This window comes from Niallia sp. FSL W8-1348 (assembly GCF_038006745.1).
Classification (GTDB): domain Bacteria; phylum Bacillota; class Bacilli; order Bacillales; family Cytobacillaceae; genus Niallia; species Niallia alba.
This window is the reverse complement of record NZ_JBBOVV010000001.1, coordinates 2,132,311-2,146,625: the sequence shown is the minus strand read 5'-3', so window position 1 is coordinate 2,146,625 and position 14,315 is coordinate 2,132,311. Positions and strand designations below refer to the sequence as shown.

13 protein-coding genes are annotated in these 14,315 nt (G+C 34.1%); 10 read left to right on the top strand and 3 right to left on the bottom strand.

From position 1 onward, the window contains the following. Positions 1-43 precede the first annotated feature (43 nt). Positions 44-1,450, bottom strand: a complete 1,407-nt coding sequence (locus tag NST60_RS10170; RefSeq protein WP_169187646.1) for a PAS domain S-box protein — start codon at positions 1,448-1,450, stop codon at positions 44-46. Between the two features lie 190 nt (positions 1,451-1,640). On the opposite strand from NST60_RS10170, the gene NST60_RS10165 reads away from it, so the two are divergent. Further along, a complete protein-coding gene (locus NST60_RS10165; RefSeq protein ID WP_341098769.1) occupies positions 1,641-1,862 on the top strand; it encodes a hypothetical protein in 222 nt (73 codons plus the stop codon). Between the two features lie 59 nt (positions 1,863-1,921). Here NST60_RS10165 and NST60_RS10160 read toward each other — a convergent pair whose 3' ends face one another. Next, on the bottom strand, positions 1,922-3,382 hold the full coding sequence (locus NST60_RS10160; protein WP_341098173.1) for an IS1182 family transposase: 1,461 nt from the start codon (positions 3,380-3,382) through the stop codon (positions 1,922-1,924). Between the two features lie 531 nt (positions 3,383-3,913). On the opposite strand from NST60_RS10160, the gene NST60_RS10155 reads away from it, so the two are divergent. Then, positions 3,914-4,237 (top strand): hypothetical protein, encoded by a 324-nt coding sequence (locus NST60_RS10155; RefSeq protein ID WP_169187647.1) that lies wholly within the window; start codon positions 3,914-3,916, stop codon positions 4,235-4,237. Between the two features lie 207 nt (positions 4,238-4,444). Here the strand turns inward: NST60_RS10155 and NST60_RS10150 are convergent, their stop codons facing one another. Beyond that, the gene (locus tag NST60_RS10150) at positions 4,445-4,735 is read right to left on the bottom strand and encodes a hypothetical protein (protein ID WP_107921315.1); all 291 of its coding nucleotides are present in this window, start codon (positions 4,733-4,735) and stop codon (positions 4,445-4,447) included. Between the two features lie 127 nt (positions 4,736-4,862). Between NST60_RS10150 and dcm the strand changes: the two genes are divergently transcribed. The 8 genes from dcm (at position 4,863) to NST60_RS10110 (ending at position 14,287) form a co-directional block, all read left to right on the top strand. Continuing rightward, a complete protein-coding gene (gene dcm, locus NST60_RS10145) occupies positions 4,863-5,849 on the top strand; it encodes a DNA (cytosine-5-)-methyltransferase (protein ID WP_107921316.1) in 987 nt (328 codons plus the stop codon). Further along, the gene (locus NST60_RS10140; protein WP_169187648.1) at positions 5,836-6,294 is read left to right on the top strand and encodes an EcoRII N-terminal effector-binding domain-containing protein; all 459 of its coding nucleotides are present in this window, start codon (positions 5,836-5,838) and stop codon (positions 6,292-6,294) included. Before dcm ends, NST60_RS10140 begins: the two co-directional genes overlap by 14 nt. Positions 6,295-6,414: 120 nt before the next feature. Beyond that, entirely contained in the window at positions 6,415-7,854 is a 1,440-nt protein-coding gene (locus NST60_RS10135) for a DDE-type integrase/transposase/recombinase (RefSeq protein WP_169187685.1), read from the top strand. A gap of 166 nt (positions 7,855-8,020) precedes the next feature. Next, positions 8,021-8,854: a type II restriction endonuclease gene (locus tag NST60_RS10130; protein WP_224428464.1), complete on the top strand. Its 834-nt coding sequence runs from the start codon at positions 8,021-8,023 to the stop codon at positions 8,852-8,854. A 217-nt stretch (positions 8,855-9,071) separates the two neighbouring features. Beyond that, positions 9,072-9,908, top strand: coding sequence for a hypothetical protein (locus NST60_RS10125; protein ID WP_169187650.1), 837 nt, complete (start codon positions 9,072-9,074; stop codon positions 9,906-9,908). A gap of 50 nt (positions 9,909-9,958) precedes the next feature. Then, on the top strand, positions 9,959-10,642 hold the full coding sequence (locus NST60_RS10120) for a hypothetical protein (protein WP_224428463.1): 684 nt from the start codon (positions 9,959-9,961) through the stop codon (positions 10,640-10,642). 146 nt (positions 10,643-10,788) lie between these two features. Beyond that, on the top strand, positions 10,789-12,714 hold the full coding sequence (locus NST60_RS10115; protein ID WP_341098768.1) for an ATP-dependent nuclease: 1,926 nt from the start codon (positions 10,789-10,791) through the stop codon (positions 12,712-12,714). Beyond that, positions 12,695-14,287: a UvrD-helicase domain-containing protein gene (locus NST60_RS10110; protein WP_224428461.1), complete on the top strand. Its 1,593-nt coding sequence runs from the start codon at positions 12,695-12,697 to the stop codon at positions 14,285-14,287. Before NST60_RS10115 ends, NST60_RS10110 begins: the two co-directional genes overlap by 20 nt. The last annotated feature ends 28 nt before the right edge of the window (positions 14,288-14,315 follow it).

Sequence of the window (14,315 nt, the reverse complement as noted above, 5' to 3'; positions counted from 1 at the left end):
ATTTATTAAATTTTAAAAAAGGAAAACAGTAATCAAAACATTTTTATTTATTAAGAGGAAGGATAATACCAATAGTCGTTCCATTAGGAGAACTTGATATTTGTAACTTTCCATTATGGTTTTCAATGATATTATTGCATATCATCATTCCCAAGCCCGTTCCCTTTTCCTTAGTGGTAAAGAAAGGCTCCCAAATCCTTTTCAGAATTTCTGCTGGTATACCACTCCCTCGGTCAATTATGTGAATTAATATACTATCGTTGTCTCTTTTGAAAACCTTAATATAAATAGGTCCACCATTAGGCATTGCTTCAATAGAATTTTTGATAAAGTTAATGAAGACCTGCTTTAATTGATTTTCGTCACAACTGATCATACACGTATCCGTATTAATCTCTTTTTTTATTTCGATATTATGTAAGATGGCTTGGGTACTCATCAGAGAGATAACCTGTTCTATGATACTTTCAAGATTAATAAATTTATGTTTAGTGTTCTGTGGTTTAGATAGCAGGAGTAATTCAGTTAAAACTAATTCTATACGGTTAACCTCCGACAAAAGAACATCGAAGTACATTTTACTCCCAATCGATTCCCTATCCATTATTTGAAGAAACCCTTTTATTGCTGTTAAAGGATTTCTAACCTCGTGCGCAATTCCTGCAGCCAATTGTCCTGCTACATTTAACTTTTCAGAATTTAAAAGGAACTGTTCTGTTTTCTTTTTTTCACTAATATCCTTCATGATGACATGCATATCATTTTTCTCACCGTTATAAACCGGGAATGCTGTAAACTCTACATTAATAAATTTGCCGTCAACTCTACCGAAAATTTCTTCTATACGATAAATGGTCTCTCCCGCTTCTACTCTATTAATATAGTTCACGGAAATGTTACGTTTATCTGGATGAATAAAATCAATAACTGATTTACCTATTATTTCTTCCTTCTCTGAAATATTCAAAAATTTTAACCCTGTTTCGTTTATGTATTGTATCTTCCTGTTGCTTATAATAATCATGGCCTCTGATGACCGTTCAATAAAGTTAAAGTATCTTTCCTCTACTTTCTTTCGTTCTGTTATATTCTGCACTTGAATGATCAAGTACAAGGGATTTCCTTCATTACTTTGAACTAATGAGATCCTTAATAAAGTCCAAATCCCATAATTATGCTTATGTAAAAGCCTTGTTTCTATTTGATGAGAAGATATCTTTCCCAATAAGAGTTGAGATATATAATCATCAAGTTTTACAAAATCCTCCGAAAACGTAATGTCCCGTAAAGTTAAGGAGATTAATTCATTTTCGGTAAATCCTAATATGTGACTTAAAGACGGGTTTACCTTTAAGATTCGTCCGATTGGATCAACTACCGCAGTGCCTATCATTGAAAAATTAAAAGCATGTGTGAAAATTGATCCATGTTTAAGTTCATTTTCTTGCATAATTTTACCCCCATTTAAATATTATTTTTAACAAAAAACAAACTATAGGCTTCTTTTTTGTTAATTCTAGTTTATTCCTCTTTTTCCAACTTTCAAGGATTTCTAGCCTTCATTGAATTAGTCCTTTATTGTTGGAATCTTTATTATGGGGGAAGGGTAATTTATTGGCTGCTGAATATAGTGTAAGGATATGTTAACCATCAATGCTACTCCGGATAAAGATATGAGTCTTATTTTTGGACAGTCTATTGATGAGAGGTTGAATAAAAGAGAAAAGAGATTGAAAAATATTTTCAAAAATACAAGGGATTTAAAAGGGAATAAGGAAATATACAGTGTCAGGAAAACCCCTTTCCCCTTGAGGGCACTGAAAAACTTACGCTTTTTATTGCGTATCGGTTTTTCAGAATAAAAAGAAGGCACTTTCTGTTCGATTTTGAACAGAAAGTGCCTTCTTTCTTTGTCTATTTCTTACTCTTTTTCGTTTAATAGCGTCAATATTCGCTTGAGGTTCACTGCGAATATTGTTGTGGCTCCTTGAATTTCCATGCCAAATAGACCCGTAGACGATGCCGTATCGTACCCGTGTCCATTTTTTAACTCACTATTTTTTGCTTCCACTTTATAGCGCTCCTTCGCTAACTGGATAAATTTATCCGTTTGTTGAAAGGCCAATTGTTCTGCGTGTGTTTCGGATTTTAAGCTTACCGAATAGGTTTTACTTTTCGCACCTTCCTTGTAACATCCATCCCGTAATGGACATACCTTGCATTTTTCAATATCAAAATAATGTGTTTCTACTTGGTTTTTAGTTTGTCCCTTTTTACCAGTTCGTGCTTTTCGTACTGCTAAATGTCCTGCTTTACAAACAAATCGTCCGGCATCTTTGTTGTATTCAAATGTATCTTCTTCTTTTCGGTTACCTTCTGATATAGCTGGATTTAACTTTGAAACAAGTGCAATTTTTTCTTTTTTCGTATAGTCAATATTCGCTTTCTCTGAATAAGCTGTATCTCCAATTACCGTGTTTACTTCCATACCTGTTTGTTTACTTTTTTCGATCAATTCTTGTAAGTACTTCCCATCACTTTTTTCACCTGTCGTGATGACTGCGGCTGTAATAATTCGTTCATCACTTAACGCAATATGTGTTTTATAGCCAAAGAAAGAAGAGTCAGCTGATTTATGACCTTTTCGTGCATCGGCATCTGACGAATAGGAAAGGTGCACTTGGTAATCCTCGACAACTTCCTTTAACATATTTAAGCGTTCTTTGACAGCGGGTACTTGTGCGATTTTTGGTTCCTTTTCAATCACTTCCATTAATTTTTCACAGTAAGTTACTTCATCTTTTACATCATTAGTAGTATTTTTTGCAGGAAACTTTTCTTTCATCGATTCATCAATTTTATAGATTGCTTTTCGAACATTTTTGGATTTCTCTTGTAAAAACTCTTTTGGTGACTTTTGATTGTAACGTGCTTTTGAATGCGTGGCATCCACAATAATTGTGCTACTTTTAATGATGTTCTTTTCCAGTGCGATTTCAACGGTTTTCCCAATTAACATATCTAATAAACCGACATCTTTTAGACGCAGTCGACGGAATTTTGTCAGTGAACTTGGATCGATGACGTCATCTTCTGGCGCCATATCTAAGAAATATTTAAAGGACATATCGTATCTAGAACGCTCTACTAAATCAATGTCCGATACATCATGAATCGCCTTTAATAATAAATACTTGAACATACGGATAGGCGGAATCGCATTTCGACCATTATCTAAACAGTATTTTGTTTTTAACTCATCTAGAATAAAGGAAAAATCGACCAGTTCATTAATCTGACGAAGCATGTTATCTTTTGGCACGACGATGTCATAAATCTCCATGTATGGACTTAAATTGAGTGTTTCTTGGTTTGAAATCATGAGGAGCACCACCTGTATTTATTTATTTTAGTATACAGGAAAAATGGCGTTTTTTAGAGAAAAGATAGGTTTTCCGTGGTAATAACACTAGTTGATTGGAGTGGAAGGTGGCGACTCCTGCGGGAAAAGCGAGACAGCCGATACCCCGCAGGAGCGCAGCGACGAGGAGGATTGGCCTCGCCCGCGGAAAGCGTCCGCCTGGAACGGAAATCAACGGATTCCAAAAAAACGGGTAGATGAACGACAAATCGTTCATCTACCCGCTATGAAATCCCTATGAGGACTTTTTCAGTGCCCTCTTCCCCTTAGGGCTTTCCAGATAGCCTCTTTGGTTTTAGACCGCTTTCTTGTGTATGCCTATATTATTGAATAAGGCCAGACAGTTATTCAACTGTTTGGTCTTTTCAGTCGGTGGTAAAAAGCCAAAAATCCAATCTATAATTTATTTCATTTCATAAGAGAAAATAGTAATGCTTGAAGATGATTAGATTCGCGCTATACTTTCATTAAATAACAAACTGGGGTGATAGTATGCGTTATCTGGGGATTACTTTTGACTTTGGTGACTACCATTATATTGCTGATGCATTGGAAGACCATGCAAAATATTTTAATAAGAAATCAAGTATGTATCTATTGGATGATATTGGGTTACTAGAATCATTTTTCAAGTTTATTGATCGTACTACTTTTAGTAGAGTGATTCTTTATGACTTTAAAGAATTAGGGAGTTGGGAGAATTTCAAGTATTTCTCAAGGCTATGCCGCTCTTATAATTTGGAATTTTCAATTTTAAAGCAGGACATCCATTCAGATGTAGCCATTGAGGTTGATTATTTATTAAATGTTATTTAAAAAAGGAACTTTATAAACCTTTCTAGTTATAATATCAAGTGGCAGATGGGTATGGAACTATTACAATGTTAAAACCTTCAGTGAAATAAAAGGTGACTAGTGAGAATATCAATACCTTAATTGAAGGGTCCTTCTAATGAAACAAAAAAGAATTGCTTCTTGGAATCAGTCCAGTGGTAATTCTTTTTTTTGCTAAAAATTATTATGCTACATTTCATCAAAATATCTTATTTCAAACTTTTCAGTTCTTGAAAGTTGAATTATTAATTCTTTATCAAATTCGTTAACAATAGGTTTATTTGTAAATATGTAATCAATTTCTGAAAGAGGAGAGTTGAGTAATTCCATTAGTTCGGTGCTTTGATTAAAGAAATCTAAAAACACTCCTAAAATTACATGGTGGATCTCTAAATTGTGTATCAATTCGTTGACACGATGAACCGCCTGTTCGGTACTTTCGCTTTGATCTGAATTATAATAAATAAATACATTTGCCACTTGTTTCACCTCGTTCTAGAGGGTATTGTAAAAAAGTAACTTAAATATTATAGCATGAAAATCAACAAAAGAACTACAAACTTTGTTATAATTATCCCATTAGGACAAGTGTTCGGAGGTGAGGAATATGTTATATAGATTTATTGACTTGTTTGCTGGTATCGGAGGTATTAGAACTGCCTTTGAACCCTATGGACATTGTGTTTTTAGTTGTGAGTGGGACGTGAAGGCTCAGGAAACATATGAAGCAAATTTCGGTGAAAAACCAGTTGGTGATATTAGAAGTGTAAATGAAAAAGAAATTCCTGATCATGATATATTGCTTGCAGGTTTTCCATGTCAACCGTTTAGTATTGCAGGAGTTTCTAAGAAGCAATCATTAGGACGGCAGCATGGTTTTTTAGACGAGACACAAGGGACTCTATTTTTTGATATTGCTCGAATAATAAAAGAAAAACAGCCTCAAGCCTTTCTACTGGAAAATGTAAAGAATTTAAGAAGTCACGATAAGGGTAAAACATTTAAGGTAATAATTAATGTATTAGAAGAACTAGGTTATACAGTTTATTCAGAGGTATTAAATGCGAAAGGACTAGTACCGCAGAACCGTGAACGTATTTATATTGTAGGCTTTAAAAAGCCTTTGAAATTTGAATTTCCTCAGGTTCCTAAAGAAGGTCCTTCTCTACAAACAATTCTAGAGGAAGATGTAGACGAAAAATACACCTTATCGGATAAACTTTGGGATTATCTTCAAGCATATAAAGAAAAACATGCAAAAAAGGGAAATGGATTTGGCTACGGCCTTGCTGATCTAAACTCTTACAGTAGAACTTTAAGTGCAAGATACTATAAGGATGGAAGTGAGATTCTCATTCCTCAAGGAGAGGGAAAAAATCCAAGAAGACTGACCCCACGCGAATGTGCGCGCTTGCAAGGGTTTCCAGAAACGTTTAAGATTGTAGTAAGTAACACTGCTGCTTACAAACAGTTCGGTAATAGCGTTGCAGTACCTGTTGTTCGGCTGATTGCTGAAAAGATGGTACAAGCAATTGAGCGTGAAGAAATACTACAAGTCGTGGAAGAGGGTCGAGTCGAGTATGCAACAAAATGAGTCAGAAAAACTCACGAATGCAATTGAGGCGGCCAAGTCTATTGGTCGCTTTTATTGTAAATTCATATCTGCAAATGATGTAGATCTAACAGGTGCCCATCAAGTAGGGCTTTACATTGCAAAACAAGCATGGAATATCTTCTTTGAAGAAAAAGGTGTAAAAGGAGAAAACAAAGACAAATACATTAAAGTTCACCTTGACGGATATTATCCATATGAAAGCCGTGTAATATATTATGGCAGAGGGACAAGAAACGAATACCGTATTACTCGTTTTTGGACCAATTCACCATTTGAGAAAGCAGAACAAGTGGGTAACTTGATTATCTTCATGCCGATGGATCAAGAGAACTTCAAAGTCTATATTTTAGATACTGAAGATGAGATTGAAAAATTCATAGATTCCTTCTCCCTGTCCCTTATCGTATTGTCAAAACTTTTATAGTAAATAGGTTATTAAATCCTATCTGAGAGGGCTTTATAAGCAAAAAAATTGCCACCCCCTGAATTCTAAGGATAATTGAGGTTACGACACTCTCAACAACCTAGAAAAGGAAGTGACAATTTGTACCCTCAAATTATAACCTATTTATTAACTTTTATAAACTATCAAGAACAACTAATTCGAACATTGCTTACTTTATTGATTGGTAAGAGTATGTTTGATAAGCCTACTGAACAGCCAGTAAATAAACCATATCGAAAACTTCAAGTGGACGACCTTCCGGTCATTGAAGTTCTGGAACAGCTTGATTATCGAGTTCTTCTTAGTGAATATCTAGAGAAGAACGGGAAACCACTTAAACCTGTTCAAAGGCGTAAGAATGCAAAAGTTTCCGTACCTAAATCCATGAACTGCCCAAAGTGTGGTGCTCCATCAGATTATCTTTATGCCAACAATGGAGATAAAGGCCAGTATCAATGCAAGGTGTGTACAGAGCTCTTCAGTGAAAAGAACCGTTATTCTAAGGAAGCCATCCTGAAGTGTCCTCATTGTTCCAAAACTCTCGAGAAAATAAAAGAAAGAAAAGATTTTCACGTGTTTAAGTGCAAGAACAATGACTGTTCTTATTATCAAAAGAAGCTCAATGGGATGACTTCAAAAGAAAAGAAAAGGTTCAAAAAGGACCCTCAAGCATTTAAATTAAGATACATTTTCCGTCAGTTTCATATCGATTTCCAGCCGTTATCCAAGGAATCACCAGAACTGCCGGCCGTTGACTTATCAAAGATTTATGCATCACCACATACATTAGGATTAATCCTAACCTATCATGTAAACTATGGCCTTTCGGCCCGTAAAACAGCTGCGATTATGCAGGACGTACACGGAGTGATGATTTCACATCAGACTGTATTGAACTACGAAAATAGCGTAGCTTTATTACTTAAACCTTATGTGGATCACTATCCCTATGAACTTTCAGACCAATTCTGCGGTGATGAAACGTATATCAGAGTAAACGGTCGATGGCATTATTTATTTTTCTTTTTTGACGCCGTGAAAAAGATTATTCTTTCGTATCCGGTGTCGCCTAATCGAGACACAGCAACAGCCATTCGAGCAATTGATGAGGTCTTAATCAAGATGAAAGAGATTCCAGAAAATCTGACCTTTGTGGTAGACGGGAATCCAATCTATCTTTTAGCCCAACATTTCTTCGCTCAACATGGGATTTCATTCGATGTGAAGCAGGTCATTGGATTAACCAATGAGGACCCTGTTTCGACCGAATATAGACCACTGAAACAAATAATTGAGAGACTTAACCGCACCTTTAAGGGCAATTATCGCTCCACTCATGGATTCGGCTCTGAACATGGTTCCATTTCATACGTCACCTTATTTACGGCCTACTTTAACTTTTTGCGTCCGCATGCCGCCTTAGAAGGAAAAGTGCCCGTAGTGAATCCAGAACTCAAGGGGCTTCCAACAATGCCAGCACGTTGGACAAAGCTCATTGGATTAGCACAACAATGGATAGTAGAACAAAGACAAGCCTAACTTTTTGTTTAGCTGAGCCCTTAAGCTAATTCAGCAATCGGCGGAGCGAACTCTTGACAAACCGAACTTGCCAATGGTTTAAAATGGAAACAACCAAGGGCTTATTTGGTATGCCTTCTTTTGTTCCCTTCGCCCTTGTTAAACAATCCTCAAACCATTGGCGTGTTTGTCAAGAGCGATTGCGGCGCATCTCCATCCAGTAAATAGGAGAGAAACTAACCCTTTAGGTAGTTTTCATAAATCTTTTGACACTACCTCCCTTATGGACAATAACGCGGTTTACAATGGGGGAAAAGTTAAGGACATAGATTTATCTAAAAAGTTAGAAAAGGAAATAGAAGAAGTAGTCTATGTGTTTGAGGACTTCCCTGAAACAATTAAACTTGCAGAATTAGCCAGACAAATACATTACCATGTATATAAAAAGAAAAGTTTTCCACCCGATACTATGATTCTTGAGTGGGTAAAGACTGAATACAGTGTATTTAGAGCAATTGAAAGAAATTTGTATAAAAATAATTTATCCTATGATGATATTGATCCACTAATTGCGTTTGCTAGTAGTGCCTTAAATCGAAGAAAGAGTAGAGCAGGAAAGTCTTTGGAACATCATGTTGATTTCTTATTTTCTTCTTATCGTATTCCGTTTAGCCATCCCGGTCGGTCTGAAGGTAATAAAAAGCCTGATTTCTTACTTCCATCAAATGCAGCCTATGCTGATAAGTCATTCCTTGATAGCGACTTAATTTTTCTAGGTGCGAAAACTACTTGTAAGGATAGATGGAGACAGATTCTGAACGAAGCGAACAGAATCGATGAGAAACACTTATTGACACTTCAACAGGGAATATCCCCTAACCAGTTAGATGAAATGGCAGATGAAAAAGTTACGTTAGTTGTACCTAAGCCCTACCACTCATTATATCCAGCAAAATATCAGAATAGATTATGGACCGTTGAAAAATTTATTCACTATGCAGAAGAAAAATATTCATTATAATAGACCCTTCGGGTCTTTTTGTCTTAAACAGGGGTAAAATTAGGGTTAGAATAGGCCTGTAATCAAAGTTAGTGTATGAACTAAGTTGTAGTAAGGACTCATTATTGAGTTTCTTATAAATCGGGTAATGGTATAATCTTAATAGAGTCATAGTTAGAAATGCAAAGATTCTTCCTCAACCGCAACCGCTATTAATTGATATTTGGAGAGATTAGGTATGGACGTAGTTAAGCATAAGAAAACAGGACAAATTTATTCGGCTTATCAAGTTCAAAATATGTCTGAAGAAAAACAACTAGAATTAAAGGGTTTAATTATTTGTAGAGAATGTGGAAAAGATGCTTGGTTTCGAAAAAAATCAGTAGATGGTAAGGAACCCTGTTTTTCAGCAAAGCATGATATAGACTGTAATTTAAAGAAGTCGAATACTTCTTCAAATAAAAAGGAGAACAGAGTATCTCAAAATAAAAGAGAGGCAGATACAAATGATATAGGAATCTTGTTTAAGGATTACTTTAGTAACGCTTCTCTTGCTGGAGATGATAACGAAGAATCTGATGTTTTTGGAAAAACAGGTGATAGTAAAAATATTTATGATAAAGATCCGACAAAAACTGTACAGAAAACATGGACGCTTAAAAGGATATTAGACTGTGCTATAAATAATAATCTTGATAAGCAAGGATTTTCATTGGAAATAGATAATAAGATAATTCCTCTTGAAAAAATGGTCAGTTCTTGGGATGGAGTTACTAAACAACAAAATGGTGTTCAAGGTTTCTTTTGGGGATATCTTCAAAGTTCGGATAACGAAATATGGCTAAATTCTGATAAGAAATATCCCTATAATAGTTTCAGCATTAAGTTAAATGAACAGGTCAAAAAAAGATTTTGGTTAAGTATGGGTAAAATTAAGGGGAATTGGAAAAATGGTGTGCCCGCTATAGTATTCGGAGAACTCAAGTGGGTTCAATCAGGTAAAATTTATGTAGAGATCAATGACCTTACAAGATTGTATATTAATCGTAGAGTATATAAATCTAATAGCAACTAATCTAATTAACTTATTTTAATTACTTTTAGTTACTCATCGGGGTGAAAAACTTGCTATACTACATTTTTACAATAATTGGATTATCTTTGTTAGGGTTTAGTTTAATAATCCGTAATTCAATAAAGGAAGTAAATAATCAAAGGGAAGCCTATGAGTATCTTAATAAATTTCGTGAATATGGTAATAGTCTATTAATTGAAAAAGAGAACTATCAGTTATATGAATGGTTAACCATGAAAGCACCAAAAATGCAGGATAAGGTTGGAGAACTAGGGATTGCAAGAGGATTCATTCCACCTTTTTCTGGTATTCAGTATAGAACATATCAAATAATAATTAACGCTTTACCTACTTTGAGGGATGAAGCAAGAAGTCCAATTCGAGGATTTAATAGTCTTCAAAATAGCATAATGCATAATTATCTTTCTATGATTGACGATGTCTTGTTAAGATATATAGGTGTTGTAGAAAATAATATCGAAAAGTTAAAGGGGCAAGCAAAGAACCCCTTTGTATGGTTAAGAGAAGGGGTTCAGTTTTTTGTGCATCTGCCTATTCTCTTATTATACTGGACTGGACTAATTAAGTACGGCACGTATTATAGGATTTCAAATAATATAATTGTAAAAATCATAAATTTCCTCGTTATAGTAATTGGTTTGATTAGTTCAATAATCACTATTGTAACAGGCTATAATCCTTTTACAGAGATTTTAAGTAAATATGTAAAATGACAACCAAACTATAACTGGCAGCAGGGAAGCCTGCTGTTCTTTTTTATGGAAGGTAAAGGGTGTATATTTATGGAATGAAGGTTTTTTGTCATTTCTTGTAGAATTCTAATATAGGCATTATTAAATAAGTTTTAAGGAGTTTAGTCGTGTATATTTCAAAGTTGAGTGTAAAGAACTATAGAAATTTTGGTGAAGAGAAATTTACGATTCCGCTGAAACCATTTACTGCTATTATTGGAGAGAATAATATAGGGAAGTCAAATCTTATTGATTGCATAGGTTTGGTCTTAAGTCAGGATATCACTATGTTCAAGAAAAGGTTTTTAGACATTGATGATATAAATTCAAAAACAAAAGAGAACTTTAAAAAATCCATTGTAAGAGTTATTGACGAAGAAACCATTGATGATTCTGAAATGAAGTTTCCTGAAGTTAAGGTCGAATTAATATTAGATGAATTAGACGATGATCAACTTGCTGTTGTAGGGGATTGGTTTTATGAAAAGACATTTACTAAGGCCAAATTAACTTATTGGTTTAAACCTAGGGCTGGTTTTAAAAGACAAGAATGGATTGAAAGGCAAGTTGCCAATTTGAGGGAACTATTAAGTGAAGGTAAGGTGAAAAAAGAAGAATTATATAATCATGTTGAATTCCCTATCGATCAATATGAATATGTAATTTTTGGTGGAAATAACCCTACTAATAAATGTGACCCATACTTCTTAAAAATGTTAAAATTAGAGGTTTTAGACGCTCTACGTGATGCAAAAAAGGAACTAGTAGCAAATGGGGAATATAAATTATTATATCGTATTTTAAATAAAAATTATGCAAATGATTTTATTGAGGTCCAATCAATTCTTGGGGAATTAAATCAGAAATTAAAAGAAAATAAAAAATTAGATTCTATTAAGAGGGAACTAACTACATATTTAGACAGGGTTTCTTTATCTAACCCATCGGAATTAAACAGTATTGACTTTAATTTCTCTTCTCCAGAGGTTAATGAAATATTAAAGAAATTAAGTATTGTGTATGGAGAGAATCCTGTTTCAATTGAAAGAAATGGATTGGGTAAGAATAATTTATTATTTATTTCTCTTGTACTCTCGCATCTAGCGTCTCAGGCGGATGATAAGACAAAATTAGCGTTTAGAGTTATTGGGATAGAAGAGCCTGAGGCACATTTACACCCACATTTACAAACACATCTGGCGAAAAATTTAAGTAAGGTTAATAGTATTGGGAGCAAAGAGGATAAAAAGAAGGATGATAAAGAGGAAAAGAAGAAGGATACCCAGATTATCATTACATCTCACTGCACTAATATAACTACCTCAATTGATTTAAATAACCTAGTTATTCTTTACAAAGATAAGGTACAGATAAAGTATCATTATATCCTTGATGGTTTTTCAGATAAAAAAGAAGGACAAGACCATATTAAGTATTTGAAAAAATATCTAGATGCAACAAATTCATCTATGTTTTATGCAAGGAGACTTATCCTTGTTGAGGGAATATCTGAGCAAATATTGGTTCCATTATTCTTTGAAATGCACCAAAAGAAAACGTTAGAAAGTATTGGCTCTAACATAATCAATGTTAATGGGGTTGCTTTTAAGCATTTTCTAGAAATAATAAAAAACGGATACTTTATTAAGTGTGGTGTACTAACCGATAAAGATGCGGGAAAGAAAACGGAAAAACGGGCTGAAAAACTAAAAGAGCACTATAAGGTTAATAAGGATGTAATTGCCATTGAAATCAACGATGACACATTTGAAAAAGAGATAATAAAGTATAATGATAAGGGCAAGGGAAGGGAGTTGTTGTTAAGGGTTTTTAAACAACTTCACCCTATAAAATATAAAGAAGTAGAGAAGAATTGGACAAAACAGATTGACATGAAGACTTACTTCGAAAACATAGAAAATGATAAATCTGATTTTGCATTTGCTTTACATGAAGAACTATTAAAAGATAGTACAGGCTTTAAAATTCCTGATTATATAGTTTCTATCTTCAAGTTTATTATGGGGGAAGAAAATGAAGAGAAAACTAAATAATTCGTTGATAATTGCTGCTGCTGGATCAGGTAAAACCACAGAGTTAGTAAAGCAAATAATTCAAAAGGCAAATGAATTACCGAATGATAAGTATTTGGCAGTTATAACCTATACGAATTCTGCCACAAATGAGATTTTAGAGAGGTTACAAAAAAAGGTATCAATTCAACCAAATATTTTTGTAGGAACAATACATAGTTTCCTTATTAAGTTCCTAATAAAACCCTATGGGAAGGTTTTAAGACTAGTTCCAAATGAACTGATTATTACAGATTATGAAATTAAGGTTAATAACTCTTCAAAAAATCCATTTGTCGAGAAAAATATGATAGTTAATCGACTTTCTGAGAAAGGAGTTCTGACCTACGATTATATAGTTACTCTTTCGAAAAAAATACTGGAGAACGAGGAAGTAAAAAAGCGTTTTTGCAACAGAATAAGGTATCTATTTGTAGATGAGTTTCAGGACTCTACAAATACCCAGTTTGAAATTTTTGATACCTTAAGAAAGGGGAAGAATTCTGAAGTCATACTAGTTGGTGACCCAGAACAACGCATAATGAATTTTAGGAACAAGCCCCGAAAAAGGAAAGGCTCCACAGGGGCTAAGAAAGTTCCTTTGCACCCAATAGATGCATTGCAAAATAAAAAAGTTTATTCCATTAGTAAGTTAAATTGCAATTACAGATCGAGCGAAACAATTGTGAATTTTATTAATCATTTTCATTCCAGTATTCAACAAGAATGGGCAAATAAAGAGAGTACCTCTAAGAATCCAGTCATGTTCATTCCATCAACTAAATTAAAGACGATTATATCTGATTTTAACAATTTATGCGTAAATAAAAGTTATTGTAAAGTGGTTCCTAAAACAAGATTTTTTTTAGCGCATGAAAATAAAGTTTACAAAAATTATAGAAAAGTAGACTTCAGCCACAAATCGAAAGAAAATTTGCCGTTGTTCACATGTGTTTTTGAGTTTTTGTCGGCTTTTTATAATATAAAAAAGGATCAGTTACCTCAAACGTTAGAATTGGAAGAAATTGAACTAAGGAAGAAATGTCTTTTATTGTTTTATGAGATTAATTACAATATAAACTTCGATTTGGAAGATTTTGCAGACTTTGTAGAGTCTACATTTAATCGCAAGAGGCAAGAAACAGACGAGGAAGTTAAGTTCAATATAAAAGAAAGAACAAAAAGATTAGTAGACGAACTCTCAAATAGGACGATTCCCGATAATGAGGATTTGTCTAAAGAATTAGAGGAATACCACGATTCTTTTCTTACAATCCATAAATCAAAAGGTCTACAGGCCGATGCAGCACTAGTTATCGCAAAAAATGAAAAGGAACTATTAATGTGGCTGGAAGATGACAAGGAGAAAAGGCTTCTCGATCAACAGGATAAATGCAGATTGGGATATGTAGCATTCAGTAGACCGAAAGAGTTTCTTTGTATTGCGTGTCTTACCCTTATTAGCGAATCAACACAGAAATTGCTTAATAAATTTAATGTTAACCATTATTCACCATCAGAAGAACAAGTCCAAAATACACTTCAGACATTATAATCTGTATACAGACTCTTGCCACTAGTAA